This window comes from Ensifer adhaerens, assembly GCF_000697965.2.
GTDB lineage: Bacteria > Pseudomonadota > Alphaproteobacteria > Rhizobiales > Rhizobiaceae > Ensifer > Ensifer adhaerens.
The window spans coordinates 285,798-312,770 of the sequence record NZ_CP015880.1 but is presented as its reverse complement, the minus strand read 5'-3'; the positions used below and the strand labels follow the sequence as shown (position 1 = coordinate 312,770).

General features: G+C 62.3%; 29 protein-coding genes. 7 read left to right on the top strand and 22 right to left on the bottom strand.

The window, feature by feature from the left end; genetic code table 11:
- Window positions 1-55: 55 nt before the first annotated feature.
- The 8 genes from FA04_RS01460 to FA04_RS01425 all read right to left on the bottom strand — a co-directional run bounded on the left by FA04_RS01460 (window position 56) and on the right by FA04_RS01425 (window position 9,180).
- Window positions 56-613 carry a transglycosylase SLT domain-containing protein gene (locus FA04_RS01460; protein ID WP_034800733.1) on the bottom strand — a complete coding sequence of 186 codons (558 nt, stop codon included), beginning with the start codon at window positions 611-613 and terminating at the stop codon, window positions 56-58.
- Window positions 564-1,955 (bottom strand): flagellar hook-length control protein FliK, encoded by a 1,392-nt coding sequence (gene fliK, locus FA04_RS01455; RefSeq protein WP_234798728.1) that lies wholly within the window; start codon window positions 1,953-1,955, stop codon window positions 564-566. Before fliK ends, FA04_RS01460 begins: the two co-directional genes overlap by 50 nt.
- Before the next feature lie 20 nt (window positions 1,956-1,975).
- Window positions 1,976-3,277 (bottom strand): chemotaxis protein MotC, encoded by a 1,302-nt coding sequence (gene motC, locus FA04_RS01450; protein WP_034800729.1) that lies wholly within the window; start codon window positions 3,275-3,277, stop codon window positions 1,976-1,978.
- A 5-nt stretch (window positions 3,278-3,282) separates the two neighbouring features.
- A complete protein-coding gene (locus tag FA04_RS01445) occupies window positions 3,283-4,554 on the bottom strand; it encodes a MotB family protein (RefSeq protein WP_034800725.1) in 1,272 nt (423 codons plus the stop codon).
- Window positions 4,551-5,204, bottom strand: coding sequence for a hypothetical protein (locus FA04_RS01440; protein ID WP_034801362.1), 654 nt, complete (start codon window positions 5,202-5,204; stop codon window positions 4,551-4,553). The genes FA04_RS01445 and FA04_RS01440 overlap by 4 nt, the downstream gene beginning before the upstream one ends.
- A gap of 451 nt (window positions 5,205-5,655) precedes the next feature.
- Window positions 5,656-6,630, bottom strand: coding sequence for a flagellin N-terminal helical domain-containing protein (locus FA04_RS01435; protein WP_034800723.1), 975 nt, complete (start codon window positions 6,628-6,630; stop codon window positions 5,656-5,658).
- 377 nt (window positions 6,631-7,007) lie between these two features.
- On the bottom strand, window positions 7,008-7,949 hold the full coding sequence (locus FA04_RS01430; protein ID WP_064816980.1) for a flagellin N-terminal helical domain-containing protein: 942 nt from the start codon (window positions 7,947-7,949) through the stop codon (window positions 7,008-7,010).
- A 289-nt stretch (window positions 7,950-8,238) separates the two neighbouring features.
- Window positions 8,239-9,180: a flagellin N-terminal helical domain-containing protein gene (locus tag FA04_RS01425; RefSeq protein WP_064816979.1), complete on the bottom strand. Its 942-nt coding sequence runs from the start codon at window positions 9,178-9,180 to the stop codon at window positions 8,239-8,241.
- Between the two features lie 369 nt (window positions 9,181-9,549).
- On the opposite strand from FA04_RS01425, the gene FA04_RS01420 reads away from it, so the two are divergent.
- Entirely contained in the window at window positions 9,550-11,463 is a 1,914-nt protein-coding gene (locus tag FA04_RS01420) for an O-linked N-acetylglucosamine transferase, SPINDLY family protein (RefSeq protein WP_034796892.1), read from the top strand.
- A gap of 212 nt (window positions 11,464-11,675) precedes the next feature.
- Here the strand turns inward: FA04_RS01420 and fliP are convergent, their stop codons facing one another.
- From fliP to FA04_RS01350, 14 genes are all read right to left on the bottom strand, one after another.
- Window positions 11,676-12,413, bottom strand: a complete 738-nt coding sequence (gene fliP / locus FA04_RS01415) for a flagellar type III secretion system pore protein FliP (RefSeq protein WP_034796894.1) — start codon at window positions 12,411-12,413, stop codon at window positions 11,676-11,678.
- Between the two features lie 8 nt (window positions 12,414-12,421).
- Window positions 12,422-12,916, bottom strand: a complete 495-nt coding sequence (locus FA04_RS01410; protein WP_034796896.1) for a flagellar basal body-associated FliL family protein — start codon at window positions 12,914-12,916, stop codon at window positions 12,422-12,424.
- Window positions 12,917-12,934: 18 nt separating this feature from the next.
- Entirely contained in the window at window positions 12,935-13,648 is a 714-nt protein-coding gene (gene flgH / locus FA04_RS01405; RefSeq protein ID WP_034796898.1) for a flagellar basal body L-ring protein FlgH, read from the bottom strand.
- Entirely contained in the window at window positions 13,645-14,184 is a 540-nt protein-coding gene (locus FA04_RS01400; protein ID WP_034796899.1) for a MotE family protein, read from the bottom strand. The genes flgH and FA04_RS01400 overlap by 4 nt, the downstream gene beginning before the upstream one ends.
- Window positions 14,181-15,296: a flagellar basal body P-ring protein FlgI gene (locus tag FA04_RS01395; RefSeq protein ID WP_034796902.1), complete on the bottom strand. Its 1,116-nt coding sequence runs from the start codon at window positions 15,294-15,296 to the stop codon at window positions 14,181-14,183. The genes FA04_RS01400 and FA04_RS01395 overlap by 4 nt, the downstream gene beginning before the upstream one ends.
- A complete protein-coding gene (flgA, locus tag FA04_RS01390) occupies window positions 15,293-15,802 on the bottom strand; it encodes a flagellar basal body P-ring formation chaperone FlgA (RefSeq protein WP_051659364.1) in 510 nt (169 codons plus the stop codon). The genes FA04_RS01395 and flgA overlap by 4 nt, the downstream gene beginning before the upstream one ends.
- A 17-nt stretch (window positions 15,803-15,819) precedes the next feature.
- The gene (flgG, locus tag FA04_RS01385) at window positions 15,820-16,608 is read right to left on the bottom strand and encodes a flagellar basal-body rod protein FlgG (RefSeq protein WP_034796905.1); all 789 of its coding nucleotides are present in this window, start codon (window positions 16,606-16,608) and stop codon (window positions 15,820-15,822) included.
- A gap of 11 nt (window positions 16,609-16,619) precedes the next feature.
- Window positions 16,620-16,961, bottom strand: a complete 342-nt coding sequence (fliE, locus tag FA04_RS01380) for a flagellar hook-basal body complex protein FliE (protein ID WP_034796908.1) — start codon at window positions 16,959-16,961, stop codon at window positions 16,620-16,622.
- Window positions 16,961-17,380, bottom strand: a complete 420-nt coding sequence (gene flgC, locus FA04_RS01375; protein ID WP_034796910.1) for a flagellar basal body rod protein FlgC — start codon at window positions 17,378-17,380, stop codon at window positions 16,961-16,963. Before flgC ends, fliE begins: the two co-directional genes overlap by 1 nt.
- 5 nt (window positions 17,381-17,385) lie before the next feature.
- Window positions 17,386-17,766 (bottom strand): flagellar basal body rod protein FlgB, encoded by a 381-nt coding sequence (flgB, locus tag FA04_RS01370; protein WP_034797574.1) that lies wholly within the window; start codon window positions 17,764-17,766, stop codon window positions 17,386-17,388.
- A gap of 179 nt (window positions 17,767-17,945) precedes the next feature.
- Window positions 17,946-18,500, bottom strand: a complete 555-nt coding sequence (locus FA04_RS01365) for a hypothetical protein (protein WP_034796913.1) — start codon at window positions 18,498-18,500, stop codon at window positions 17,946-17,948.
- Window positions 18,500-19,891 (bottom strand): flagellar protein export ATPase FliI, encoded by a 1,392-nt coding sequence (fliI, locus tag FA04_RS01360; protein WP_034797576.1) that lies wholly within the window; start codon window positions 19,889-19,891, stop codon window positions 18,500-18,502. The genes FA04_RS01365 and fliI overlap by 1 nt, the downstream gene beginning before the upstream one ends.
- An 18-nt stretch (window positions 19,892-19,909) precedes the next feature.
- Window positions 19,910-20,635: a flagellar basal-body rod protein FlgF gene (gene flgF / locus FA04_RS01355; protein WP_034796916.1), complete on the bottom strand. Its 726-nt coding sequence runs from the start codon at window positions 20,633-20,635 to the stop codon at window positions 19,910-19,912.
- 2 nt (window positions 20,636-20,637) lie between these two features.
- Window positions 20,638-21,417, bottom strand: coding sequence for a DUF1217 domain-containing protein (locus FA04_RS01350; RefSeq protein ID WP_034796919.1), 780 nt, complete (start codon window positions 21,415-21,417; stop codon window positions 20,638-20,640).
- 182 nt (window positions 21,418-21,599) lie between these two features.
- Between FA04_RS01350 and motA the strand changes: the two genes are divergently transcribed.
- The 6 genes from motA to FA04_RS01320 all read left to right on the top strand — a co-directional run bounded on the left by motA (window position 21,600) and on the right by FA04_RS01320 (window position 26,869).
- Entirely contained in the window at window positions 21,600-22,478 is an 879-nt protein-coding gene (gene motA / locus FA04_RS01345) for a flagellar motor stator protein MotA (RefSeq protein WP_034796921.1), read from the top strand.
- Window positions 22,479-22,482: 4 nt separating this feature from the next.
- Entirely contained in the window at window positions 22,483-23,418 is a 936-nt protein-coding gene (locus tag FA04_RS01340) for a FliM/FliN family flagellar motor switch protein (RefSeq protein ID WP_034797578.1), read from the top strand.
- A 60-nt stretch (window positions 23,419-23,478) separates the two neighbouring features.
- On the top strand, window positions 23,479-24,087 hold the full coding sequence (gene fliN / locus FA04_RS01335) for a flagellar motor switch protein FliN (protein WP_034796923.1): 609 nt from the start codon (window positions 23,479-23,481) through the stop codon (window positions 24,085-24,087).
- A gap of 29 nt (window positions 24,088-24,116) precedes the next feature.
- Complete coding sequence (gene fliG, locus FA04_RS01330) at window positions 24,117-25,148, top strand: flagellar motor switch protein FliG (protein WP_034796925.1); 1,032 nt, start codon at window positions 24,117-24,119, stop codon at window positions 25,146-25,148.
- A 198-nt stretch (window positions 25,149-25,346) separates the two neighbouring features.
- The gene (gene flhB / locus FA04_RS01325) at window positions 25,347-26,423 is read left to right on the top strand and encodes a flagellar biosynthesis protein FlhB (protein ID WP_034796927.1); all 1,077 of its coding nucleotides are present in this window, start codon (window positions 25,347-25,349) and stop codon (window positions 26,421-26,423) included.
- A gap of 5 nt (window positions 26,424-26,428) precedes the next feature.
- Entirely contained in the window at window positions 26,429-26,869 is a 441-nt protein-coding gene (locus FA04_RS01320) for a hypothetical protein (RefSeq protein ID WP_034796929.1), read from the top strand.
- The last annotated feature ends 104 nt before the right edge of the window (window positions 26,870-26,973 follow it).

Genomic DNA, 26,973 nt, shown 5'->3' with positions numbered 1-26,973 from the left:
CCGCGCATTGTCGCCACAATGCGGCAAATGGGATGCTAATACAATTGATGGTTGCTTATTGGCAAAACTGCGTGGCGTTCGGCGTCCACTTGCCGTAGCCGGTCGCGACGAGATTCGCGATCACCCGGCAGACATATTTCTTCTGCGCCGGGTCGTTGTTCGGGCCTGCGTGATAGCGCGCAACGGCCATTGTCCAGGTCTCGTGCCTCGCATGGAGATTGGCCAGGAAGCGCGCGGCATATTCGACATTCTTGCGCGGGTCAAGCATCTCCTGCGGCGAGCTGAAATGCTCGCCATGGAAGTAATAGTTGATCTGCATGCAGCCGAGATCGATGAGCTTGGCACCCTGTGCCCGCGCGTTGCCGAACTGGGTCAGAACGTCCTGCTCGCTGCTACCGAAATAGGCCTTGCCTTCGATGTTCATCGCGTAGGGTTGAAGCGATCCCTTGCGGCCGGTTTCGGTCAGCCCGACCGAATAGAGGATCCCGGCCGGGATATCGTACTTCGCCGCTGCGCTGATGATCTCGCGCTCGCAGACGCCTGCGTCCGCGCTGGCAAAAGCGCTACATGTAGACGTGACCAGTACGAGAGCGCTCAGTGCCGGCAGCCGCATCGTCCGTCCCGCCATTGCCAACCCACCTTTCCGCCGCCGAAGACTGGCTGTCGTCCTGTCGCTGCTGTCGTCCCTGGCCGTTGCCATCGGCGCGTTCTCGGCCCTGCTGCCCGGCCTGGGCTTGGGCCTGCGCCTGCGACCCGCCGCCGGACGACGTGTCGCCGCCGGAGTTGAATACGATGTTCACCTGATCGACCGCAAAGCCCTGAGCGCGCAGCGCCTTGACCAAGTCGTTCTGGTCGTCGCGCAACTGCCGGAAGGCGTCGCCGTTCTCGACCTTCAGCTCGACCTGCAGTTCGTCATCCTTCAGGCGCAGCGTGGCCGTGACAAGGCCAAGCTCGATCGGGTGAAGCTGGATCTTCAGGGTGTTGAGCGTTTTGCCGGCCTGCGTCCACGCGCCCGGCTGACCGAGTGCAGCACTTGGCTGCAGGGAAGTGGTGGCCTCACCGGCGATGGCGTCTGCCACGGCGCTGGTGTTCGGGCTCATCGAGATGCCGAGATAACGCCGGGCCTCGAGCACGGTGACATTCTCGACCTTGGCGGAGCCTTGCGAGCGGGCAGCGTCGAACGCCGCATCACCGTCCTTCGAGAGACTCATGGAAACGGCCTGTCCCTTGCCGTCAGCCCGGGCGAAGCGGAAGAGCCGGTCGGGGTCGTTCTCGCCCGCCTGTGCCTCGGCTTTCGCGCCATGCTCGCTGCCACCGGCAACGGGCGCCGCGCCTTCAATCTGGCCATCCGCTGCCTGGCGCGCGGCCGCCGCCTGTCCCTGAGGCTGCGTCGCCTGGGCACCGCCCAGCAGCGTCAGCAGATCGTCCATCGCTGTAGCTGTCTGCTTGGCTTCAGCGCCCTCGCCGCCGGCGTTGACGTCGCCATCGACCGAGGCGCCATCTGCCGGCGCTTTGCCAATGCCTTTCGTCAAGGTGGCAATGCGCTTGGCGAGTTCTTCATCGACCTCCACTTGAGCCAGATCATCGGACACGGCAGCCGATTTGGCCGGATCGGTCTTGTCGACGGCACGTTTGCCGCCAACGCCGCGCTCGGCCGCCTGGAAATGGTCGCGCAGCGCGTGTTCGTCGAACTGGTCGTTGCGACCAAGGCTGATGCTGCGTGTCAGAGCCCTGCCCGCGGCCTTGGCAATATTGTCCTTGTCGATCAAGGCTCCCGCCTCCGCGTCGCTGCCGGCAGCGGCGTCGTTGCCGCCTTTGCCTGAACCCGGCTGGTCGTTGTTTCTTTGCCGCCCGGCATTGGCCACGGCATCTTCAAACGCGCCGGCCGATGCACCACCGGCCTGCTCCTTGCCGCCCGCTCGTCCGCTTCCCGTGCCGACAGGTGTCGGAGGCATGCGCAGGGTGTCCTCAGCCCTCATTTGTCTTCTCCCTTCAGGAGAGCGTCGATCTCTTCGATCTTCGATCGTCCTTTCGCCACGAAGCCATCGTGCTTCGGGTCCGCCACCTCGTCAGCGCCGGATGCGGCCACGGTCTCCGGCGCAACCGCCGGGGTCTGCCCGCTTCCAAAGGGGCTCATGCCGCTGCCAGTTTCCTCGCTTGCGGCCGACGCGTTCGCCTCAACCGGTCTATCGGGTTTAGACGCAAACGCTTGCGTGAGGCTTTCACCGACAGGTGGCCGGACGACGGCGTCCGCAACCGCCTTTGCAGCGTCGCGCAAGGCGCGGTCGCGCGGCGAAAGCTCCGCATCCGATATCGCCGCCAGGCTCGCCGTCGCGGCAAACACGTCATTGGAAGGCACCGAGGCCAATCCGGCATAGAAGCTGGCAAGCAGTTTCGGCTGCGGCGCGCCGTCTGCGCCGAGCGCCTCGGCGCGTTCAGACGCGAGCTTTGCGAGTTCTTGCTTGCCGGCGATCGCCGCGCGGCGGGCGACGCGAAGGAAGACTTCGCGCTGGCGCGGCGCGTCCATGAAACCCAGGATCTCCGAAATTCGCCCCTGCGCCCCGCCATCGAAATGGGCGACGGCGAGTTCGACGAAGACATCCGCGAACTGGCTGGCATAGGGGGAGGTCAGGTAGCGGCGGGCATAGGTCAGCGCATAGCGGAAGCCCTTGTCCGCGTCGCCCGCCTGCACCGCGAGGAAAACCGAGCGACGCAGGGCAGCCTCTTCGATGATCGTACCCGGGGCCGCGAGACGGGCCCAGTCGTAGTACTTCATCGCGCCCACAGGATCCTGCTGCGATGTCGCGTTGCCGAGGATGAGGTAGAGATAGGGGCCGATGCGGGCGCTGCGGTACTCAGGCGCGGCCTTGGACAGGCTCTCGACGATCAGGCCGCCCTTGCCATTCAGATATTGCGTCAGCGCCTCGGTGACGCGGGAATCGAAGTTCCCGGCCACATCGTGATCCGCAAGGTACTTCAGCGTCTCCGGATTGCCGCCGCTCATGGCATAGACCAGCGCCGCATCGACGTTGCGCGGATCACGGAAGACCGCCGCGTCGGCCGCACGCAGGCGCTTGTCGATGGCGCCCAGCATGAAGCGCTGCATTTCGATCGCCGAATGGTCGCCAAGGACGACCGAGTCCTGCACATATTGCAGCGACCGGATCATCTTGAAGGGTGCGAGCTCCTCGATATCGTTCGCCCTGGCACCTCCGGTTAAAACGGGGGTCGCCAGCACACAGCAGGCCATCAGAGCGGTTCGCAGGCGTCTCAGCATGGCGCTTAACCCGGAGCCGATTGCAAGAGGATCTCGATGCGGCGGTTACCCGGGGCGTAGGGATCGCCGGGGATCTGCAGCCGCCGGTCGGCGAAGCCGCTGATCTGGCTGACGCGATCTTCCTTCAGGCCACCGCGGACGAGCATGTAATAGGCGCTCTGGGCGCGGGCGGCGGAGAGGCGCCAGTTATCATAAGTGCCATCCTTGAAGGGACGGCCGTCGGTATGGCCGCGGATTGCAACCACACCCTGACGCTCAGCCAGCAGACGGCCGATCTTTTCCATCGCCAGTACCAGTTCCTTCTGCGGCACGGCCGAGCCGATGGCAAACATCTGCGCATCGGTCCGCTCGCTGATCGTCACCATCAGGCCACCTTCAGCGGGTGTCACGACAAGTCCCTCGGCCAGTTGACCCGCCTCGCCGGCAAGCTGCTTCTTCAACTCGGCCTGAAGTTCGGCCGCCTGCTCCTTGGCGTCGGCCTCGGCGACCTCGGTCTTCGGCTTTTCGCCAGCTGCGGCGTCCGCCGGGTCCTTGCCAGCTCCCGTATCGGTGTCCTTGCCGTCACCGGCCTGCTTGTCGGCCGCTTCATGCGGCTCCTGCGACGCGTCCGCCTCAGACTTCTTGACGGCCGGCGTCGCGCCTGCGGGCTCCGTCGACTTGTCGGCAAGGGCAGCAACGGTTTCGGCAGTGTTGCCGGCGTCCTTCACTTCGACCTGCTTGGTCCAGAAGTCCGGATCGAACGGGTCACGATAGGCTTCGCCGCCATCGGCGCCGGTGGCCGGGCCGGACTGGGCCGCACCGCCCTCGCCCTTGACGCTGATGTTGGCCTGCTGGCCGACCTCGCGCGCAATCTCGGAAAGAACGGAATAGGGGTTTTCGAAGAAGTCGGCGTCGGAGTACTTCGTCTCTTCGCCCGACGTCGCCGTCAGCTGATCGCCGGTTTTGGCCGAGCCACCGGACTTTTCCTGCTCGCCGTCAACCTTCGAACGTTGCTGCGTTTCTTCGCCCTGCGCATCCTTGGCCGGGTCCTTCAGGCCACGTTCGGCAGGCTTCTGGTCGGTCAATTGCACCGGGTTGAAATAGGAAGCGATCGCCGCCTTCGTCTCTTCGTTGGCGGCATTGATCAGCCACATCACGAGGAAGAAGGCCATCATCGCCGTCATGAAGTCGGCATAGGCGATCTTCCAGGAGCCGCCGTGGTGACCATCATGGCTGCCGCTGTGGCGCTTGACGATGATGATCTCGTGCTTGCCGTTGTGGTGGTTTTCGTCGCTCATGCGAGAACTTTCCGAACTGTATCGGCCCAAGCGGCCATGCGCGTCACGAGGATGGTGCCATCCATCTCGACGGCGAGATCGACATCGTCGGATTCGACGTGCCGCAAGGACGGCATGTCTTCTCCGAGCTGGCGCTTCAGCGCCTCGAAGAGAGACGCCGGGCCTTTGACGACGATGGTGCAGCCTTCGCCGGCCACAAGTCCCTGGCGCAGCATCTGCGCCATATCGGCAACGGCGCGCTGCATGAGGGCATCGCCCATGACGGGCGCGAGCACGCGGGCGGCCTGATCGCCGAGTGCGACGGCAAGCCCCTCGGTCATTTCGTCGATGCGCAGCGCGAGACGGATCGCGGTTTCCTCTTCGAAGCGCCGCGTCAGCGCCTCGAGTTCGGCCGCGTGCGCCGCCTGAAGTTCGGCTATCTGCTTTTCCTGTTCGAAGACGAGTTCGGCGGTCGCCTCGGCCCGCCCTTCGGCGAAGGCGCGCCGGCGTTCGGCGTCGATATCGATTTCCGGCATGGCTGGTCTCGCGCCGAGGCGCTCGCCATCGGCATAGTCGGTATCCAGATCGGGGAAATATTTCGGAGGCATCAACGACAGCTCGACTTTCGGTGCGCTGAAGTCCTTGAGATAACGGGAGAGCATTGCACTCATGGCCGGCCCCCTGCAGCGGACCTGCGGCAATGCGGCGATCCCCATCTGCTTGAGAGGTGGCGCTCCCTGGCGCGGACTTCCATTGCTCCTGGCACTGCTGACATGTCTCCCTCGGGCCCGACCGTCGGATACGGCAGACCCAGCATTCTTGACGTACATCAGCGTGATCCGGGGTCGGTTGTTCCCGGAGCGATCTGATGCAGGCGGCGGCGCAAAGGTCATTTTGGCCGGCAGTCATCCGACAGGACTGCGAGGGAAGGCTATTCGGTCAAACTTGTGCGAAAATGAATGTGTTGGACCGCGCCAGGGCAATTAGCGCGGTCCAACCGTTTCCACCGGGTGCCGTGACCGACGACGTGGCAGAACTCAAAGTGCCGTTACCCGCATGCGGGGTGATGGGCTCAGTTTGGCGGATCGGCGGCCGCTTCCGGCCGCTGTCCTCCGCTGCGCCTTACTGCTGGAACAGGCGCAGGATGTTTTCGGAATTGGTGTTGGCGATCGAGAGCGCCTGGATGCCCAGTTGCTGCTGCGTCTGCAGCGCCTTCAGCCGTGTCGATTCCTCGTTCATGTCGGCATCGACGAGACGACCGACGCCCTTGTCGATCGTATCCATCAGGTTGGCGATGAAGCCCTCCTGCAACTCGATGCGCTTGGTGATGGCGCCGAGCGTGGAGCCGGCGTCCGTCAGCTGGTTGAGGATACGTTCGACGACGCTGATCATATCGGCCATTTCGGCAGGCGTCGTCGATGCGGTCAGCTTGACTTCCGCCGTCGTACCGATCGGCGTCGTCGCCGGTGCGCCGATCAGGTGGTACAGGCGCGCGCCCGCCGTGCCGGGCGGAGAGGTGAGCTGGGAGGCGTCGTAGTTCCTGGTCAGGATGCCTCGGCTCGCGTTCTGCTTGTCGATCAGCATCGACTGCGAGGTGTCGAAGTCGAGCGTCGTGACCGACACATTGCCGTTGGCGTCACGGTTGAACGAGGCCACGACGGACTTCGTGCCGACCGGAGCTGTGGCGGCGTTGTAGAGCCAGTTTTCGCTGGAGAAGGATGCGGACTGGGCGGCCGAGATAAGCTGGTTCTTGAGCTCGGTGATTTCCTTGTCGATCTTCAGCTTGTCGACGCCCGGCTCACTCGCCGCGACGAGCTTGCTCTTGATCGCGCTGACGACCTCGATCGACGAATTCATCGCCGCATAGGCCGTGTCGATCTTGGCGGCGCCGAGGCCGAGGGCGTCCTGAACGGTGGAGAGCGCGGCATTGTCGGAGCGCATGGTGGTCGCGATCGACCAATAGGCGGCGTTGTCGGCAGCCGTCTGCACGCGGTAGCCCGAGGAGATGCGGTCCTGGACTTCCGCCATGTCGGAGTTGATCGAACGCAATGTCTGGAGAGCCGCCATGGCGGCGGTGTTGGTCATGATGCTTGTCATTGGTCACCTGTCCCGAATGAATTCCTAAGGACATTCCGGAGTGTTACCGGCAGCGATGGGACTGGCATCATGCGAATCGCCCCTGTTTTGCCCTGGAGGCGACCCTTCGCTCTTAACCAATATGTAACGATCTCATAGTTAACAAATGGTTAATGCCGTTAGGAAGTCGGTAACAAAGGTGAACAAAAATAAGGGAAGATGGACGAAGCGTTAAGATGCGTACCGTCACCCATGGAACGAATGCCGGCGGCATACGGTACGCCTGGCGGGCATGGAATACCGGAGCGCAAAACGAAAAAGCCGCACGATCCACGGGGGATGTGCGGCTTCTTTTCGAAGTGACGGGCGAGGATCGCCCGTCATGTTCGGTCGATCGATTAACGGAACAGCGACAGGATGTTCTGCGAGTTGGTGTTAGCGATCGTGAGTGCCTGGATGCCGAGCTGCTGCTGCGTCTGCAGAGCCTTCAGGCGGGTCGATTCCTCGTTCATGTCAGCGTCGACGAGACGGCCAACGCCCTTCTCGATCGAGTCCGAGAGGTTTTCGACGAAGCCCTTCTGCAGATCGATACGGCTGTTGAGCGCACCGAGGTCAGCGGCAGCGTCGGTCATCTGGGTCAGGATGGAGTCAACACCCGACAGAGCCTGCGACAGAGCGCCGCCCGTCATGTTGGTGATGTCGAGCGTCATGACGCTGAAGGTCAACGCTACGGTCGCGCCGGTCGTGTCGGTGTAGGAGATATTGCTGGAGAGCAGGCCCGTGCCGGTCGTGACGAACGCGCCGGAAGCGTTCATTTCGATCAGCGAGCTCTTGTTGGTGTCGTACTGCAGCGTCGTCAGGCTGACATTGCCCTTGGCGTCGCGGTTGAACGAACCAACGACCGACTTCGTGCCGGCAGCGTTGTTCGGGTCGGTGAAGACCCAGTTTTCGCCGGAGAACGAGGCCGACTTGGCAATGCTCAGAAGCTGGTTCTGCAGCTCCTTGATTTCCTTCTGGATCTTGCTCTTGTCAACGCCCGGCTCGCTGGCGGTTACCAGCTTCTTCTTGATTTCGTCGACGACGTCCTTGGAGTTTTCCATGGCCGACGAAGCAACGTCGGTCTTGGCAGCGCCGAGGCCGAGGGCGTCCTGAACGGCCGAGAGGGCCTTGTTGTCCGAACGCATGGTGGTCGCGATCGACCAGTAAGCGGCGTTGTCAGCCGCGGTGGCGACGCGCAGACCCGAGGAGATGCGCTCCTGGGTGGTTTCCATCGAGGAGTTGATCGAACGCAGGGTGGCGAGTGCGCCCATGGCGGAAGAGTTGGTCAGAATGCTCGTCATTGGCTGAGTGCCCCTTGTTGGCAAAGATGAAATGGAAAGGGACATTCCGGGATTACCGGGAAACGACGGTCAGCCTCATGCCTGCTGACGCTTTAATCTGTTCGGGTCAACCCGTCGTTTCGATGGTTACAACAAACACCATCGTGGTTAACGAACCCTAAAACCCAGAGAAACTTTTCGAAGTTTTATCAGTGCATTGGCGACAAAGAAAAACCGCGCCTCTTGCGAAGCGCGGTTTCGTATTTTGCATCGGGTGCGGACCGTGGCCCGCCCCCTTTCAACCCGTCGATTAACGGAACAGCGACAGGATGTTCTGCGAGTTCGAGTTGGCGATCGACAGTGCCTGGATGCCGAGCTGCTGCTGCGTCTGCAGAGCCTTCAGGCGGGTCGATTCCTCGTTCATGTCGGCGTCGACGAGACGGCCAACGCCCTTCTCGATCGAGTCCGAGAGGTTTTCGACGAAGCCCTTCTGCAGATCGATACGGCTGTTGAGCGCACCGAGGTCGGCGGCAGCGTCGGTCATCTGGGTCAGGACCGAGTCAACACCCGACAGAGCCTGCGACAGAGCGCCGTTCGTCATGCTGGTGATGTCGAGCGACAGAACGCTGAAGGTCAGCGATACGGTCGCACCGGTCGTGTCGGTGTAGGAGATGTTGCTGGAGAGCAGGCCCGTGCCGTTGGTGACGTTGGCACCCGAAGCGTTCACTTCGATCAGCGAGCTCTTGTTGGTGTCGTACTGCAGCGTCGTCAGGCTGACATTGCCCTTGGCGTCGCGGTTGAACGAACCAACGACCGACTTCGTGCCGGCAGCGTTGTTCGGGTCGGTGTAAACCCAGTTTTCGCCGGAGAACGAGGCCGACTTGGCAATGCTCACGAGCTGGTTCTGCAGCTCCTTGATTTCCTTCTGGATCTTGCTCTTGTCAACGCCCGGCTCGCTGGCGGTTACCAGCTTCTTCTTGATTTCGTCGACGACGTCCTTGGAGTTTTCCATGGCCGACGAAGCAACGTCGGTCTTGGCAGCGCCGAGGCCGAGGGCGTCCTGAACAGCCGAGAGGGCCTTGTTGTCCGAACGCATGGTGGTCGCGATCGACCAGTAAGCAGCGTTGTCAGCCGCGGTGCCGACGCGCAGACCCGACGAAATACGCTCCTGGGTGGTTTCCATCGAGGAGTTGATCGAACGCAGGGTGGCGAGTGCGCCCATGGCGGAAGAATTGGTGATGATGCTCGTCATTAGAGTGTCCCTTGATTACTTTAGACGATTTAGGGGACATACCGGACTTCCCGGTGATGGCGGATCGGCTTCATGCCACTCGGTTCCAACTATCTCGGAAGAAACCAAACCCGTCATGTGAAAGGGACTATCGCGTGCAAAGCTTGCGAATTGATTAAATGCCCAAGGCAGCTTGGGCCGAGATAACTTATACTTAACAAGACTTTAATGCTGCCACGGATGCTGAGATCACAGCCCCGCTGCCGCCAGCAAAGATGTGTCGGACGGTGGTTCGCTCCTGCCTGAGGCAAGCTCCCCCGGGTAAACTCGGCTTCGAACAAGGACTAGCAAGCCGGCGCCGGTCGCCGCGCCTCTTCGACGGAGCTCTTAGTGAACGCCCAAGCCATCTTTTCGACCGCCTCCCGGCAATACCAGAAGGGGCAGTACACGGACGCGCTCAACCAGCTGAATGTGCTGATGGAGATCAACCGCGACACCAAGACCTATGTGCTTCTGGCGAAGGTCCTCGTGAAACTCGGTTTCAAGGCTGAGGCGGCCCGTGCCTACCAGCTCGCCGGTGAAGCCGGCGGCTCGCGGGCGGAAGATTACCTCACCGACGCCATGAAACTCTACTTCGCGAACGGGCAGGAGGACGAGGCACTGAGCATCGGACTGCCGCTTCTGGAGAAGGCCAAGACAGATGCCGAGATCGCCTTCATCATCGCCTCGATCTTCCTCAAGCGCGGCGAAAAGGAAATCCTGGGGCTTTTCAAGGCGCCGCTGACCCTGAGCACCAACCGTCTGCACAATGCGCTTGCCTTCAAGCTGTTGACCGCCGAAATCAACGATCTGCAAGATCGTGACGCGCTCGCCAATCTCTTCCGCAACAACCCGAAGAACACCACGCTGCGGTCGGCCCATCTCGTCTATGCGCGTGAGGCCAACGACTATGCCGAGGTCGAGAAGCACGAACGCGACATCCAACGGGCACTGAAAGCCGGGCAGACCGAAATTCTTGCAGCTGAAGCGCCCTACTATCATGCGACCTGGTGTGGCGACGAAAGCTTCAACCGGGTTGCCGGCGCACAGCTCAACCCGTTCCCGAGCAGCCTGACGGAAGTACGCCGCGCCGCGCCGCACCGCTGGGGCGAGCGCATTCGCATCGGTTATGTTTCCGCCGACTTCTGGGACGACCATGCGACGATGAAGCTGCTGAAGGCGGTGTTGATGGCGCACGACAAGACGCGCTTCGACGTCACCCTCTTCTGCCATACCAAGAGCGCGCTTGCGGCGCGCGACCAGGACATACGCGCAAGATGGGGCAGGATCGTCGAGATCGGCGACCTCTCCGACGACGAGGCTGCGCATGTCATTCGCCAGGAAAATATCGACATTCTCGTCGACCTGAAGGGGCATACGCTCGAAAGCCGAGTCTCCATCTTCAACCGGGCTGCAGCGCCCGTGCAGGTGGGCTGGCTGGGCTTCCCTGGGACCACCGTCAACGTCGATCTCGACTACATCATCGGCGACCCTTGTGTGCTTCCGGACAGCAGCAAGGCGCATTATTATGAAAAATACTGCCGCCTGCCGGAGACCTACCAGCCCAACGATCCCTACGAGCGCGCCCGGCCCCGGGCGATGTCGCGCAAGGATGTCGGCCTTCCCGAGGATGCATTCGTATTTGCCTCCTTCAACGCAAATCGCAAGATTTCGCTTCAGACGGTCAATCTCTGGATCGACATCCTTCGCCAGACGCCCGGAAGCCTGCTGTGGGTGCTGTGCGACAGGGCGGATGCACGCACAAATCTGCTGGCCAAGTTCAAAAGCGCCGGCATCGATACCAAGCGCATCGTCATCTGCGGCAAGTTCGCCTACCAGAACCACGTCGACCGCGTTCCGCTCGCCGATCTCGGCCTCGACACCTATCCCTATAACGGCCACACGACCACATCCGAACAGCTCTGGGCAGGCCTGCCGGTGCTGTCCTTCAAGGGCACGAACTTCGCTTCACGCGTGAGCGAGAGCCTGCTGAACGCCATCGGCGTGCCGGAACTCGTGGCCACGGGGCCGGAGGACTACGTCAAGGAAGCTGTCGCGCTCTACAACAACCGTGACAAGATCGCCGACTATCGAAAGAGGCTGGACGAGAACCGGTTCCGGATGCCGCTATTCGATGCGGAGCGTTTCTGCCAGCACCTGGAAACGGGCTACGAAATGATGGCCGACCGCGCCAAGCGCGGACTGGCACCTGATCACATCGACGTTCCGGCATTGCCGCCGCGCATCGGGTCGTTCGAACGCTGAACGGCGATCATCCCTGAAAGACAAAAGGCAGCGCCGCGGCGCTGCCTTTTTTGTTGTCCCGTTTCGAGGATCGCAAAGCCCGATGGCGCGGATGATCCGGAGCGCCATGCGCCGAAGGCAAGCGCATCGCGGTTTTCGGGATGCGGCTCTTCTCTTTGAGCTTTTGATTTGTCGCCGTCGCTAGCGCGCCGCGCACTCTCCGTGCGACAGCTCTAACTGAAGGAGCGCACCAGACTGCCGACGAGGAGGTTCCAGCCGTCAATCAAGACGAAGAAGAGAATCTTGAACGGCAACGAGATCGCCGTCGGCGGCAGCATCATCATACCCATGGCCATGGTGATGGTAGCGACGATCAGATCGATCACCAGGAACGGCAGCATGATCAGGAAGCCGATTTCGAAGCCGCGGCGAATTTCCGAGATCATGAAGGCCGGCACGACCGCGCGCAGATCGACCTTGTCGTCGACGACGACCGTCTGGCCCTTTTCCTTGGCGATGTCGATGAAGAGCTGCAGGTCCTTGTCGCGCGTATTGGCGAGCATGAAGTCGCGGAAAGGCTCGGTGATCCGGGGGATCGCCTCCGCCTCTGTGATCTGGTTCTTCATCAGCGGGTCGATGCCGTCCCGCCAGGCGCGATCGAAGGTCGGCCCCATGACATAGAAGGTCATGAACAGCGCCAGCGAAACCATGATCATGTTGGATGGCGTGGTCGCCAGGCCCATGCCGGTGCGCAGGATCGCAAAGGCAATCACGAAGCGCGGAAAGCTGGTGACCATGATCAGGATGCCGGGGGCCACCGACAGCACGGTCAGAAGACCGAAGGTGCGGATGATCCACGAGGCGGCAGAGCCGTCGATAGGCGTATTCAGGATATCAGAGGGGAAGCTCTGGGCGCCGGCAATACCGGACATCGCCATCATGGCAACTATAAAGGCGACTAGCCGGACCATTTATCGAATCATTGGATGACGAAGGTTCTGAACATCACATTGGTTACGCGCCCATCGGAGCGCAGGTCAACCCGCTCCTGGATGTCATCCCGGAGATATTGAAAGCCGCGTGGTCCCTGGATTTGTTGCAGGGAAACGGTTTTCAGGTAGGCGGCGATATCCTGGTGGATCTGCTCGGCGAGTTTGGGGTCAGGCAGGCCGTCGAACTGCAGCGCCACTTCCAGGCGGATCCAGTTTTCAGAGGGATAGGCAAGGTTGGTGGTGATCGGGTCGAGCTGGACGACGCCGTTCGCTTCGGTCGCTACCTTCGGCAGGCCTTCTTCGCCGGTCGCATTGGCGGCCGGCTCCTTGGTCGCTTCCACCTGCTCCTTCGGAGGCGGTGGTGCGAGCAGGCCGCCCACCAGCCAGCCGCCGCCGCCGGCAAGCAGCGTCAGCACGGCGATGGCCGCGATGGTCAGCACCTTCGACGGCGGCTTCGGAGCGTTGGAATCGAGTTCTTCCATCTTGCCGTTCCCTGCCGATCAGATCGGCGAAAATAGATCCATGAACTGCTGGCCGTAGGGCGGCTGCTGCACTTCGGTCAGGCGACCACGGCCGCCATAGGAGATGCGCGCCTCGGCGATGCGGTCGTAGGAGATGACGTTGTCGGCATCGACGTCCCGCGGCCGGACGATACCGGCGACGTTCAGGATGCGCAGCTCGTGGTTGACCCGCACTTCTTGCGAACCGCTGATCAACAGGTTGCCGTTTTCGAGAACGCCGGTGACAACGGCGGCAACGAGCACCCGCAGCTTTTCCGAACGCTCCGTCGTGCCGTCACCTTCGGTCTTGGTATTCGAGCCGTATTTCAGGTCGCCGGACCAGCCGAAATCGCTCGTCTGAGACTTGCCGCTGGCGCCGACGTTGAAGCCACTCGAGTTCTTGCGGCTACGGTCCGTCTTGTTGTCGAAGGTTGCGCCTTCGTTGATCTTGATGTCGACCGTCAGGATATCGCCGACATTGATCGCGCGCGCGTCCTTGAAGAGCGCTGCCTGCTGGTCGTTCCACAACGAATAGCCATTCACCATCTGGCGCGGCTGCTTCGGATACATGGCGAGCTGCGGCGTCTGCGAATATTGCAGACCGCTGCCGATCGGGCTCATCGACGGCGCGCGGCCGATTTCGTTGAGCGCTTGGTTCTGACATCCCGCAAGGAGGGCGGCCCCGGTCAGTATAGCCGTTAGACGCGTTTTCATGATGGTTCCTTCGAGGTGTTCGGGTCGCTGGCGCTCGAGATGATGTTGGTAAGGATCGCCGCCTTCTCATCGCTCATTTCGCTCAGGATCAGCGATGACTGGCGCGGTGGCAGCTGCATGACGATGGCGGCGGCAATCTCGGGCCTCACCATCTCAAGCTTGCCGGCGGCTGCGTCCGGCTTCATCGTCTTGTAGATGCCGACGAGGTTGAGTTCCGCCTGTTTCAGGAAATCGTTGCGGCGGTTCAGCCAGTCTTCGTATTCCTCGCGGCGCTTTTCGAGCGTGGCGATGCGCTCGTCGATGCTTGCCTGCAGCGTTTCGAGATCCTTGCGCTGCAGCACATAACGCTGGTCGCGCGCGGCGTCGGCGATGTTGGTGCAGAACTGCTGGATCTCGTTCTGGGTCGCGTCGCTTGCGGGCGGCGCCGTGACGTCCTGGGCAAAGGCGCCCGGCATCGAAAGCATGGACGCGACAGCCGCCGCGGCGAGCAGCAGCCTGCGGGTCCGGCCGAGAGAATGATTGTCGTTTGCGATCATTGCAGCACGAGCTCCGCCTGGAGGGCACCGGCCGTCTTGATGCTCTGCAGGATGGCGATGATGCCGTCCGGCTTGACGCCGATGTTGTTGAGTCCGGCGACGAGCGAGCGAAGGCTCGAACCGTTGAGGATCGCCACCGTGCCGCCGTCGGACTGCGCGTTGATCGTCGTGTTCGGTTCCATCACCGTCTGCCCGCGCGAGAAGGGCAGCGGCTGCACCACTGTCGGCGTCTCGCTGACTTCCACGGTCAATGTTCCGTAGCTGACCGCCACCTCGTTGACCCGGACATCCTGGCCGATGACGATCGTGCCGGTGCGTTCGTTGATGACGACGCGCGCAGGCACGTCGGTCTCGATGACGATGTTTTCGATGTCGGCCATCAGCCGCGCGAGGTCCGCCATCTTCGGCTTTTCGACGAGAACGGCCTGGCTGTCGCGCGCTTCCGCAATGCGGCCGCCATATTGCTGGGCCGCGTATTTGTTGATCGCTGCGGCCATGCCGACGGCGGTCGAGAAATCAGGATTGCGCAGCTGCAGCACGAGGTTGAAGCCGTCCTTGAACTTCGACGGCAGCTCACGCTCGATGATGGCGCCGTTCGGCACGCGACCGGACGTCGTGACACCCTGGTTGAGGGTTGCGGCGTCGCCCTGCGCGTTGAAGCCGGTGACGACGACGGAGCCTTGCGCGACCGCATAGATCTGGCCGTCTGCACCCGAAAGCGAGGTCATGACCAGCGTGCCGCCGCGCAGCGACGTGCTGTCGCCGAGCGAGCCGACGGTCACGTCGACGCGGCTGCCGGGGCTGGCGAAAGGCGGCAGGTTCGCCGTCACCAGTACGGCCGCGACGTTGCGCGTCCGGGACTCGCCGCCCTGGGTGGAGATGCCGAGATTTTGCAGCATCGCGCGGATCGACTGGTCGGTGAACGGCGACGAGCGCAGGCTGTCGCCCGTGCCCTGCAGGCCGACGACGAGGCCGTATCCGATAAGCTGGTTGTCACGGCCCGCCTGAAGCGAGGCGACGTCCTTGATCCTGGATGCGCCGAAGGCGGGCGTCAGCGCCATGGAGAACGCGACAGCCAGCGACAGGAACCATTTGCATGCAAGCATTTTCATTTCGCCACCACATGGACAGTGCCGTCGGCCATCACCGTTCCGGAAACGATGACGCCGGTATCGATGTTGCGCGCCCGGATCAGTTCGCCGACGGCGGCGTCCTGGAGCGGCGATCCGGCAGCGCTGATGGTCAGGCCGCCATTGCTAAAGACGAGGCGCACGGTCGAACCGCGCTCGACGGCATATTGCTCGCGAAGCGCGCTCGCCAAGATCACCCGGCCGGGAAGAAGCGTGCGCTTGGTGACCTTGCCGTCGATCTCGCCCAGGGTTCTGATGTAGCCGTCGGCGAGATCAGGGTTGGTGACGTCGACGACTTCGACGCGGCTCGCATCGACGGTTTCGCCCGGATAGATGGTCTGCGTGGGGATCACCGCCGTCAACCGTTCCGCATAACCTGCCGAAGGCAACAGGAAAGCGGCGGCGAAGAGCGCGCCAGCCACCAGCCGCCGCGCGCTGGCGCGGCCGGCCTTCGAAGCCTTGATGTCTGCGGATCGGCGAAACGTCATGTTTGCCCCCTCTTTCGTTACCTGAGGTTCTTGCTCACCGTGGCCGCCATTTCATCGGCGGCCTGAATGATCTTGGAGTTCATCTCGTAGGCGCGCTGCGCCGAGATCAGGTCGGTGATTTCCTTGACCGGATCGACGTTGGACGCTTCGAGATACTTCTGCTTGATCTGCGCGAAGCCCGGATCGGCAGGCGTGCCGACGATCGCGTCGCCGGAGGCCGGCGTCTGCTTGAAGAGGTTTTCGCCCTGCGGCTCGAGGCCCGCCTCGTTGACGAAGTTGGCGATCGTCAGCTGGCCGATTTCCTGCATGGCGGGGTCGTTGCCGATGCGCACCATCACCTGGCCGGAGCTCGTGAAGACGATGTCGGTCGCGTCCTGCGGAACGGTGATGCCCGGAACAACGGTGTAGCCGTCGATCGTCACGAGCTGGCCTTGCGCATTCTTGTTGAAGGCGCCGGCACGGGTATAGACTGTCTCGCCATCGGGCGTCTCGACCTGGAACCAGCCACGACCGATCAGCGCCAGGTCGTACTCGTTGCCGGTCGAAACCATGCTGCCCTGGATGTGAAGGTTACGTACGGCCGCCGTCTGCACGCCGAGACCGATGATCGCGCCTTCCGGAACGATCGCCTGGTTGGAGCGGTTCGGCACGCCCTGGGCGCGTTCGGTTTGATAAAGCAGATCGGAGAACTCGGCGCGCGCGCGCTTGTAACCCGTCGTGTTGATGTTCGCGATGTTGTTCGCGATGACTTCGAGGTTCAGCTGCTGGGCGTTCATGCCGGTGGCGGCAATGGAAAGGGCCTTCATGTCTCGTTCCTTCAGATCTGCATGCGCGCGATTTCGAGGTAGGCGGTGACCACCTTGTCGCGGATCGCGATCGCGGTCTGCAGCGACTGTTCGGCGCTCATCACCGCATCGACGACCTCACGGGTGTTTGCCTGGCCGCGAATGCCGTCGAGTGACATGCCTTCGGCCTTCTTCATGGCGCCGATGGCGTCGCTTGCCATGTCGCCGAGAACCGAAGCGAAGCTCTGCCCCTGCGGCACGCCCTGGGTGGCGGCCGGCATGCCGAAGATCGACGACGAGGATGACGTGGAGTGGGTGCCGTCGGTCTCTTTGGTGACCGAGAAGGCGCCGAGGGATTTAACTGCATCGATCATTATTGCGAGGCTCTCAACAGGTCGATTGTCTGGGAAATCAGGTCGCGGGACTGCTTGATGGTCTGGAGGTTCGCCTCATAGGCGCGGTTGGCTTCGCGCATATCGGCCATCTCCACCAGGATGTTGACGTTCGGCAGCTTGACCATGCCCTTTTCGTTGGCGGCCGGATTGCCCGGATCGAACTCGATGTTGAAATCCGAATCGTCCGTGCCCTGCCGCTCAATCTCGACCAGCGAGGCGCCGCTTGCGCGGTCCACTTCGGCTGCAAAGCTGATGGTCTTGCGGCGATAGGGATCCGCGCCCGGCGTATCGCCGGTGGAGCGGGCGTTGGCGATGTTTTCGGAGACGATGCGCAGGCGAGTCGATTCCGCCTGCAGGCCGGAGGCCGATACCTTGAGGGCCGAGGTCAATGGATCCATGGTTCTTACTTCCGTACCGCCATTAGCATCATTCGGTGAAAGGCCTTCACAAGGCCGGCGGAGAGCTCGTAGTCGCGCTTGATTTCGCCGGTCTTCATCATTTCCTGCTCGATCGCGACGCTGTTGCCGGATTGCTGGATCTGCACACCGTCGACCATGCCGACTTCAGCCACCTGAGAGGCTGCGAGGCCGTCCGTGAAGTGCATCTTGTTGGTCGCCGCCATCTGGATGCCGGCGTCCTGCAGCACGCTTTCGAACGGCTTGACGTCCTTGGCCTTGTAGTGCGGCGTGTTCGCATTGGCGATGTTGCCGGCCACCACGTTCTGGCGAACGGTCAGCCACTGGGCCTGCCGGGACGCGAGTTCGAAAAGCTGAATCGGTTGCATCAAAAGCTCCATGCTTGGTGATGCGAACCTAGGCCGGTAATCTTGCGTGGGACTTTCGTCGGAAAGCGATGCCCAAGGGATCGGGGCCTCTGCTGTCGGAGATCGCCTGCAAAAGACGGAAAGCCGCGTCATCCGTCAGAGATGGCGCGGCGGTCACGGGCAAGGAATGCGGGTCTACGTCAGTTGGCCTGGTACATTTCGCCGGACGAGGTGATCATGACCCAGTGGCCATCCCGCTGCTCGAGCGTGGCAAGACGCGTGTTGTCGGGCAGAACCGAGCCGATGCGCACGATATACATGCCGCTGGCATCCTCGATCAGCGCCCGGCCGTTGGCGACATGCATCAGCTTGAAGCCGGACTTGCCGGGAAAGGGCTGCGACAGTCCCTCTTCGGCAGCCGTACCTTCCGGTCCCGGACCAGCGCCGATGCCCGGCACGGTCGCCGTCGTCAACTGGTCGATGGCGGCCACGGTGTCGCCGTCCGCGTCGGGCATGGCGAGCGGAGAAACCGAGACGACGTTGCGCGCGGTGCGTTCCGGCAGATCACGGGTAGAGCCCTGCCACAAAGGCGGCATGGTGAACTTGTCCTGGTGGAAGAAGGCATACCAGGGAAAGAAGGTCGCGAAAGCGGCAAGCGCCACGCCGGTCGCGGCCAGGAACTTGTCGGTCATCGGCATGCGGCTGCGCTTGCGCTGATGTACCATCTCGTCCGCATCATAATCGGTCATGGTCATCACCTCGCTCTCGCACCCGGCTGATTGCCCATCGCCGCCGCCTTCAGCGCGTTGGCGAGATCGGAAAAGGCATCCTGTGCCGGGCGCTCACCGGCGGTCTGCGTCAGTACCTCGTAGATGACCGGCACCTGCTTGATCGCCATGTCGAGATCCGGATCGCCACCCGGGCGATAGCCGCCGATCAGGCGAAGGTCGCGGGTCTCTTCGAAGCGGTGGATCAGCGCCTTCAGGCGCGAGACCAGCTTCTCCTGGTCGGGGGTCCAGGCCTTGCGCGCCAGGCGCGAGATAGAGGCGAGCGGATTGATCGGCGGATACCGCCCCTCCTCCGCAAGACTGCGCTCGAGCACGATGTGCCCATCGAGGATACCGCGCGTCGAGTCGGCGACGGGATCGTTGTGGTTGTCGCCGTCGACGAGGATGGAGATGATCGCCGTGATCGTGCCGGCGCCTTCGGTGCCGGGGCCGGCGCGCTCCAGAAGGCGCGGCAGTTCGGTGAAGACCGAGGCCGGATAGCCGCGCGCGATCGGCGGCTCGCCGGACGCGGTTGCGACCTCGCGGATCGCGTGGGCGAAGCGGGTGACGCTGTCGACGATCAGAAGAACATTGTCGCCGTTGTCACGATAATGCTCGGCGATGGTGACGGCGGTCAGCGGCGCCATCTTGCGCAGCATCGGGCTTTCGTCGCTGGTCGCGACGACCGCGACGGACTTCGCCAGATTATCGCCCAGCGTATCCTCGATGAATTCGCGCACTTCACGGCCACGTTCGCCGACCAGCGCGATCACCACCTTGTCGAAGGCATCGGCGCGCGCCAGCATGGAGAGCAGCGTCGACTTACCGACGCCCGAACCGGCAAAGATGCCGAGACGCTGGCCAAGGCAGAGCGGCGAAAAAATGTCGATCGCGCGCACGCCGGTCAGGAAGCCCTTCTCGACTCGCTTGCGCGTCATCGACGGCGGCGCGGTGTTGGTGATCGAGCGGCGCACGTCGCCCTGCTGGAGAGGTCCGAGACCATCGATCGGCTCGCCGAGCGCATTGATCGCGCGGCCGCACCATTGGTCGGTCGGCGCGACACGGAAGGCGCCCTTGCGAATGACCGTGTCGTGGATGCCGATCGGATCGCCGGGCTCGATCGGGCAGACGACCACCCGCTCCGGCTCGACCCGAACGACCTCGCCGAGATGGGTTCCGGTGACGCTCTTGTGGGCGACGAAATCGCCGAGCCGGACATGCCGCGACAGGCCAGTCACCGTATAGTGGCCAGGCGAGATCGTCTGGACGTGACCGCCGGGCGCGATCGAGAATTCGGGTTTGGCATAGCGTTCGACCAGGCCGGCAAGTGCCGCCAGAGATGTCGATCCCGTGCTCGTTTTCTGGCCTTCGCTTTGCATGCCGATGTCCGTCACAGATTAGCGGCTGCCGCCAAGCGTCTTGACCGCTTCTTCGAGCGATCCTTCGCTGTCGCGCAGCAGGGCGGTGATGTTGTCGAAGGCGCGGGTGACCATGATCAGCTGCGACATTTCCTGAATGGCATTGACGTTGGACTCCTCGAGGAAGCCCTGCATGACGCCTACATCGAAACGGTCGACGACCGGCTCGACCTGTGCCGCCGGCTGAACGGCGCTGTTGTCGAGACGGATGAAACCCTTGCTGAAATCGGCCTCGTAAAGGCCGAGCGAGGCGACCGCGACACCGTTCTGGTGAAGCGCACCATCGGCGCCGACGGTGATGTCGCCGCCGTTGCCGTTGAGCTGGATCGGCGCGCCGCCGGCGTCGAGAACCGGATAGCCGCGAATGGTGACGAGTTCGCCGGTATCCGTCAGCGTGAACCGCCCGTCGCGCGTCAGCGCCGGGCCGGCGGGCGTCTCGATCTGGAACCAGGCATCGCCCTTGACGGCGAAGTCGAGCGCCGAGCCGGTGCGCGTCAGCGAACCGTTGCTGGTGTTCAGGAACTCCTCGCCCTTGTTGACGTAGGCAACCTTGGTCGGCTTCGTGTCGCCGAGCATCTCGTTGAACTTCACCTCGGTGCCGCGGAAGCCGACGGTGTTGGCGTTCGCGATGTTGTCGGCAAGCGTATTGAGGCGCTTTTCAAGCGCCATCTGCGACGAAATCGCGACGTAAAGACCGGTTTGCACGCTCAGTTTCCCCCGAGTTTCAGGCTGTTGATGGACAGGAGAAGATCGGAAGAAATGCCGTAGCCGCTCGATGAGCCGAAGACCGCGAGCGGATCATAACCGTCCGTTGAATTTTTGGTTTCCCAGAGCGCGGTGAACCGGTCGAGAAACTCGGCTACCTTGGTCGGGTCCTGGAAGTCCTTGAAATCGAGCGCCTGTTCATAGGTTTCGGCCTGGCGATCGACATTGGTCGCTGCGAATTCGTCGGGCAGCTGCAGGGCCGTGCGCACCACCTGGGCAATCGCCTCATCGGCGATGATGGCGTAGCCGCTGTTGATCGTCGGCGCCATGCGCGAAAAATAAAGGGCAAGCCTGACGCCGGCATTCTCTTCGCCTGCGTCCTGTTCCAAGGTCTGGCGCGTGTATTTTTCTGCGACGCCCTTCTGCGCACGGTCGAAGGATGTGGCGGCCGCGCCGTGGGCGGCAAAATTCAGCGATTCGACGAGCTGCTTGTAACGGTTGTCGGTCAGCTTGTTGGCAAAGGCATCTTCGTTGTCGACGCCTTCGGTCAGCACCTTGCGCATGAAGGCCTTGGCATAGGCCATGTCTTCCAGGCCATGCGCCTTCATCGCGTAATTGTAGAGGCGGGTATCGGCAAAGAAGTCGTCGATCGTTTTGACGTCGCCGATCTTCGACAGATAGTACGCGGTCTCGCGCGCCACATCCGGCTGCTCGGCAACGCGGGCCAGCGACTTCGTCAAGTCGGCCGTAATCAGCTTGTAGCTCGTATAGGTCGTGGTCACGATCGCTCCGCCCCTGCCGGAATGAGACAGGCAGCCCCTGAGCCTGCCCTGACAAATCCTGACCGGACAGCCTTGCGCGAACCTGTTCCGCCAGGTGGCCTTGTCGCCAGGACCGGCCAGCCTCACGCAAGGATGAAACCGTATCCCGTTAGCGGAAAATAAGATCGCGGCAGGTATCGAAAATGAATATCATCATCGGGCTTCTTGTGACGTTCGGCTGTATCCTCGGCGGCTATCTGGCGATGGGCGGCCACATGGAAGTCCTCAACCAGCCCTTCGAACTGTTGATCATCGGTGGCGCCGGCGTCGGCGGTTTCATCATGGCCAACTCCATGAAGGTGGTGAAGGATACCGGCAAGGCGCTCGGCGAAGCCTTTCGCCACAAGGTGCCGAAAGAGCGCGAATATCTCGACACACTCGGCGTTCTCTATTCGCTGATGCGCGACCTGCGCACCAAGTCGCGCAACGAGATCGAAAGCCACATCGACAACCCCGAGGAATCTTCGATCTTCCAGTCGGCCCCGACGGTTCTGAAGAACAAGGAACTGACCGCTTTCATCTGCGATTACGTGCGCCTGATCATCATCGGCAACGCCCGTTCGCACGAGATCGAAGCGCTGATGGACGAGGAAATCCAGACCATCACCCACGACAAGATGAAGTGCTATCACGCGCTGAACACGATGGGCGACGCCTTCCCGGCGATCGGTATCGTCGCAGCCGTTCTCGGCGTCATCAAGGCGATGGGTGCTATCAGCGAGGCGCCGGAAGTTCTGGGCGCCAAGATCGCGGCCGCCCTCGTCGGCACCCTGCTCGGCGTGTTTCTCTCCTATTCGATCGTCGCGCCGCTGGTCGCCAACGTCAAATCGGTGCGTGAAAAGCAGAACCGCCTCTACATCATCGTCAAGCAGACGCTGCTTGCCTACATGAACGGTTCGGTTCCGCAGGTTGCTCTCGAATATGGCCGCAAGACCATCTCGGCCTACGAGCGTCCGTCGATCGACGCAGTCGAGCAGGAAATGATGAACCCCGGTGGCGGCGGCGAAAGCAAGGCGGCTTGATCTGATGACCTCCAACGTTCACGCATTCGACCGTAAACTTCTGGCGCGCATGACCGGCGCGCTCGGCGACGACCGGGTGATCGGCCGACTGGCCCTCGAACTCGGCCAGGTCTTCGGCGAATTCCTGCCGGATATCTGCCGAGCGGAGACGGGTCTCGACATCACCATCGGCTATGCCGGCCATCGGACCGGCATGCGCCGCGAATTGATCGCGTCGATGGGCACCGGCGTGCTCATCAGCGAGGTTTCGCTGCGTAACTGGTGCACGGACTTTCAGATCGGCTGCGACAGCCCGATCATCATCGCTCTGGTGGAGGCGCTGCTCGGCGCCGAGCCCGCCGGCATCGAAGAGCCGCAGCCGCGCGCGCTCTCCCAGATCGAGATCGACGTGGCCGTGCCGCTGTTCGAGAAGATCGCCGACGTGCTCAGGACCGCCGTCAATGCCCCCGGCGGTTTCGAGCCGATCGTCGAACGCCCGCTCAACAGCGTGGCGCGCGCCAAGCCCGATCCGATGATCGAGGACGTTCACGCCGGCGCCATCGACATGACGATCGGCTTCGGCCCCGTGCTTTCCACCTTCTCGATCATCGTTCCGCAAAGCGTGCTTCTGAAGACAACGATCGTCTTCCCCAAGGGAAGCGGACAGCAGCGCAAGGCGAAGGCCGAGTGGACGGAGCAGCTGGAAGAACAGGTTCGCCGTTCGGCGGTGACGATCGAGGCGCGCATCCGGCTCGAAAGCCTGACGCTCGACACGATCAGCCGCCTGCAACCGGGCGACGTCATTCCCTTCCTCGACGCCCAGGACGTTCGCGTCGACGTCAACGCCAATGGCCGCGACCTCTATGTCTGCGAATTCGGGCGCGCCGGATCGAAATACACGGTTCGGGTCAAGGATACGCACGGATCCGAACAGGACATCCTTCGCCACATCATGAGTTAAATCGGCCTGCCGCGCGCTCGCAGCATGCCTGAGGCAAGCTTCAACTGGAATAGTTCTCACATGGCACCCAAAAAAGCACCCATCAACGAACAGGCCGAAGTCGCTGTCGGAGACATGGAACTCGACCAGGCGATCAATGACCTGCGCGGTGTCCTGAAGCAGGATTCCGACACGCCTGATGCTTTCGGCTCCGAATTCGGCGCCGAAACGCTTGGCACGACCGATTTCGGCAGTGATTTTGGCGCACCGGCCGCTGGCGGCCTCGACGCATTCGGCGGCGATTTCGGCTCCAGCGACTTCGGCGCCGACCTCGGCGGCGCGGCCGCGACGAGCGACTTCGGCGGCACGGATTTTGCCGCGACGTCCTTCGACAGCGCTGATGTGGCCGTCGATACACCGCCCGGCAGCGGCATGAACGCCAATCTCGACCTGATCATGGACATTCCGATCGACGTCCAGATCGTGCTCGGCTCGAGCCGGATGCAGGTTTCGGGCCTCATGAACCTCAGCGAAGGCGCAACGATCGCGCTGGATCGCCGCATCGGCGAGCCGGTGGAGATCATGGTCAACGGTCGCGTGATCGGCCGTGGCGAAATTACCGTTCTCGAAGGCGACGATACCCGCTTCGGCGTCAAACTCATCGAGATCAAGGGCAATAAGAAGTCGTAGGGCCCAATGATTGGGCGAAGGATGAATCCATGATGGATTTCGAAAGTTTCGAGGCTCAGGCGCTATCAAGGCCGCTCAGCCAGACGGACAAGGCGGCGGCCGTTCTGCTTGCCATGGGCAAGGGCGTCGCCAGCAAGCTGTTGAAGTTCTTCACCCAGAGCGAGCTGCAGTCGATCATCGCCTCGGCGCAGTCGCTGCGCGCCATTCCGCCGCATGAGCTCGAAGCGCTCGTCAACGAGTTCGAAGACCTCTTCACCGAGGGTGCCGGCCTCATGGACAACGCCAAGGCGATCGAGAGCATTCTCGAAGAAGGCCTGACGCCGGACGAAGTCGATGGCCTGCTCGGCCGACGCGCCACCTTCCAGTCCTACGAAGCCAACATCTGGGATCGCCTCCAGGAGTGCGACCCGGTTGCCGTTTCCGTCCAGCTTGCCAAGGAACATGCGCAGACAATCGCTTACGTGCTGTCGATGATGCCTTCCAGCTTCGGCGCCAAGGTGCTGCTGCAGCTGTCGGAAGAACAGCGCCCGGACATCCTGAAGCGCGCCGTCAACATGAAGGACGTCAACCCGAAGGCCGCTGCGATCATCGAAAACCGCGTCATGGAAATGATCGGCGAGATGGAAGCGGAACGCAATTCGGCGGGCCCGGCCAAGATCGCCGAGGTGATGAACGAACTCGACAAGCCGCAGGTCGATACGCTGCTCGCCTCGCTCGAATCGCTCAGCACCGCCTCCGCCAACAAGGTACGCCCGAAGATCTTCCTCTTCGACGACGTGCTCTACATGCCACAGCGCAGCCGCGTTCAGCTCTTCAACGACGTGTCGACCGACATCATCACGATGGCGCTGCGCGGCTCGACGTCGGAACTGCGCGAATCGGTACTCGCCTCGATCGGCGCGCGCCAGCGCCGCATGATCGAGTCCGATCTCGCCATGGGCGATGCCGGCATCAATCCGCGCGATATCGCCATCGCACGCCGCTCGATCACGCAGGAAGCCATCAGGTTGGCTGCGAACGGACAGCTCGAGCTCAAGGAAAAGGACGTGCAGGCGGCCTGAGGCCTGCCTCCGTCTGACGAGCCGCACAAAGCGGCCGGGCTACCGCTCCCCAAAGGGTAATTTCTGTTGAGCCCCGGCGAATGCCGGGGCTCAACTCTTGCCTGGTTCCCGCGCTCGGTCCACTACAGGAGGCGCAATGCAGGGCGTATGTCCGCCGGACGCGCGTCGCTGTAGAGGAACCGGGAGCCGTCCTGTCTCATGTCGGACGATCAGGATAAAGACAGCAAAACAGAAGCCCCGTCAGAGAAGAAGATCTCCGACGCCGCCGAAAAGGGTAACGTGCCCTTTTCTCGTGAAGCCACGATGTTCGCATCGACGCTCGCGATCTACATTTTCTTCGTCTTCTTCCTGACCGACGGCGTCGCCACCCTCACCGAAGCGCTCAAGGATATCTTCGAGCAACCGGAGGCCTGGCGGCTGGAAAACGCCACCGACGTCGTGGCACTGATCACCCATCTTATCTGGAAATCGACAGCCCTGGTTGTCCCGGCTTTCGTCCTGCTCATCGTCTTCGGCGTCGGCGCCTCCATCTTCCAGAACCTGCCCGTGCCGGTTCTCGACCGCATCCAGCCAAAGCTCAATCGGGTTTCGCCGATGGCCGGGCTCAAGCGGATCTTCGGCATCCAGGGCCTGGTCGAATTCGGCAAGTCGCTGTTCAAGATCATCATCGTGTCAGTCGTCGTCGTTCTGGTGCTCTGGAACGACTATTTCGCCACGCTCGACCTGATGTTTTCTGATCCGGTCACGATGTTCTCGACGATGGCGAGCGACCTCAACGAGATAATGATCGTCATTCTGCTGTCGACCGCTGTGCTGGCGATCGCCGACCTCTTCTGGTCGCGGCACCATTGGTACACCGAACTGATGATGACCAAGCAGGAAGTGAAGGAGGAAATGAAACAGGCGCAGGGCGACCCGATCGTCAAATCGCGCCTGCGCTCGATGCAACGCGACCGGGCGCGCAAGCGCATGATCTCGTCTGTGCCGCGCGCCACGCTCGTCATCGCCAACCCGACCCACTATGCCGTCGCCTTGCGTTATGTCCGCGAGGAGAGCGACGCCCCCGTGGTCGTAGCAATGGGCCAGGACCTGGTTGCCCTCAAAATCCGTGAGATTGCGGAGAAAAACGGTGTTCCGGTCTTCGAAGATCCGCCGCTTGCACGCTCCATGTTTGCACAAGTCTCGGTCGATAGTGTGATTCCACCGGTGTTTTACAAGGCTGTTGCCGAACTCATTCACCGGGTGCATGCGTCGCAACCAAAACGGATGACATAACTCCGATGAAAAAGTGCGAATTCTCCGAGAAGCGGGAACAGATCGTAGCTGAAGCAATTCGCCCCGTGGCGACCGAACTGCGTCTCATCGACGCCGCCGATTTCATCGCGCTATTGCGGTTCGAGTCCTATGCCAGCCTCGCTGACCTCGTCGAATCGGCAGCGGAGCTCTATTTTCTGCCCGGCACGGTCAATTTCGGCCTCGGCGGCAACTACAATCTGGATTGGGACAGCGAGCCGGAAATCGTGCTCGACCTCGAACTGAAACCCCGCGGCGTGACCATCTATGTCCGCCTGTCGCTCGGCAACGAGACGGCCGGGATCGAGATCAGCCACATCAATTTCCAGAACCCCTCGTCCGACCCGCACGAGAACACGGCCTTCCTGGCTCGGAGCCTGGCAGAGGCGAAATTCATCAAGTCCTATGAGTTGCCGCTGGCGAGCTGAAAGCACCGCTCCGACGGGTCTCGTGCGGACGTGCGATTGACGCTGGCAGGTTAAATTCCGTCGGCGCCGCTGCTCAAAAGGCCGGAGCGACCCGTCTAGTTCAG

Bases quoted from the DNA above. Each gene is read 5' to 3' on its own strand.
- flgB (WP_034797574.1), bottom strand. From the start codon at position 17,766: ATGCAACCGATTCAGCTTTTCGAACTCGCGTCCCGGCAGGCCCAGTGG.
- FA04_RS01365 (WP_034796913.1), bottom strand. From the start codon at position 18,500: ATGACCATGACCGATTATGATGCGGACGAGATGGTACATCAGCGCAAG.
- fliN (WP_034796923.1), top strand. From the start codon at position 23,479: ATGGCACCCAAAAAAGCACCCATCAACGAACAGGCCGAAGTCGCTGTC.
- motC (WP_034800729.1), bottom strand. From the start codon at position 3,277: ATGCTGAGACGCCTGCGAACCGCTCTGATGGCCTGCTGTGTGCTGGCG.
- FA04_RS01430 (WP_064816980.1), bottom strand. From the start codon at position 7,949: ATGACGAGCATTCTGACCAACTCTTCCGCCATGGGCGCACTCGCCACC.
- FA04_RS01435 (WP_034800723.1), bottom strand. From the start codon at position 6,630: ATGACAAGCATCATGACCAACACCGCCGCCATGGCGGCTCTCCAGACA.
- FA04_RS01440 (WP_034801362.1), bottom strand. From the start codon at position 5,204: ATGAGTGCAATGCTCTCCCGTTATCTCAAGGACTTCAGCGCACCGAAA.
- flgH (WP_034796898.1), bottom strand. From the start codon at position 13,648: ATGAAAACGCGTCTAACGGCTATACTGACCGGGGCCGCCCTCCTTGCG.
- flgC (WP_034796910.1), bottom strand. From the start codon at position 17,380: ATGGATCCATTGACCTCGGCCCTCAAGGTATCGGCCTCCGGCCTGCAG.
- fliG (WP_034796925.1), top strand. From the start codon at position 24,117: ATGATGGATTTCGAAAGTTTCGAGGCTCAGGCGCTATCAAGGCCGCTC.
- FA04_RS01410 (WP_034796896.1), bottom strand. From the start codon at position 12,916: ATGGAAGAACTCGATTCCAACGCTCCGAAGCCGCCGTCGAAGGTGCTG.
- flgA (WP_051659364.1), bottom strand. From the start codon at position 15,802: ATGACGTTTCGCCGATCCGCAGACATCAAGGCTTCGAAGGCCGGCCGC.
- fliE (WP_034796908.1), bottom strand. From the start codon at position 16,961: ATGATCGATGCAGTTAAATCCCTCGGCGCCTTCTCGGTCACCAAAGAG.
- FA04_RS01425 (WP_064816979.1), bottom strand. From the start codon at position 9,180: ATGACGAGCATCATCACCAATTCTTCCGCCATGGGCGCACTCGCCACC.
- fliI (WP_034797576.1), bottom strand. From the start codon at position 19,891: ATGCAAAGCGAAGGCCAGAAAACGAGCACGGGATCGACATCTCTGGCG.
- FA04_RS01340 (WP_034797578.1), top strand. From the start codon at position 22,483: ATGACCTCCAACGTTCACGCATTCGACCGTAAACTTCTGGCGCGCATG.
- fliP (WP_034796894.1), bottom strand. From the start codon at position 12,413: ATGGTCCGGCTAGTCGCCTTTATAGTTGCCATGATGGCGATGTCCGGT.
- fliK (WP_234798728.1), bottom strand. From the start codon at position 1,955: ATGCCTCCGACACCTGTCGGCACGGGAAGCGGACGAGCGGGCGGCAAG.
- FA04_RS01395 (WP_034796902.1), bottom strand. From the start codon at position 15,296: ATGAAAATGCTTGCATGCAAATGGTTCCTGTCGCTGGCTGTCGCGTTC.
- FA04_RS01460 (WP_034800733.1), bottom strand. From the start codon at position 613: ATGCGGCTGCCGGCACTGAGCGCTCTCGTACTGGTCACGTCTACATGT.
- motA (WP_034796921.1), top strand. From the start codon at position 21,600: ATGAATATCATCATCGGGCTTCTTGTGACGTTCGGCTGTATCCTCGGC.
- flhB (WP_034796927.1), top strand. From the start codon at position 25,347: ATGTCGGACGATCAGGATAAAGACAGCAAAACAGAAGCCCCGTCAGAG.
- FA04_RS01445 (WP_034800725.1), bottom strand. From the start codon at position 4,554: ATGAGCGACGAAAACCACCACAACGGCAAGCACGAGATCATCATCGTC.
- FA04_RS01400 (WP_034796899.1), bottom strand. From the start codon at position 14,184: ATGATCGCAAACGACAATCATTCTCTCGGCCGGACCCGCAGGCTGCTG.
- FA04_RS01320 (WP_034796929.1), top strand. From the start codon at position 26,429: ATGAAAAAGTGCGAATTCTCCGAGAAGCGGGAACAGATCGTAGCTGAA.
- flgG (WP_034796905.1), bottom strand. From the start codon at position 16,608: ATGAAGGCCCTTTCCATTGCCGCCACCGGCATGAACGCCCAGCAGCTG.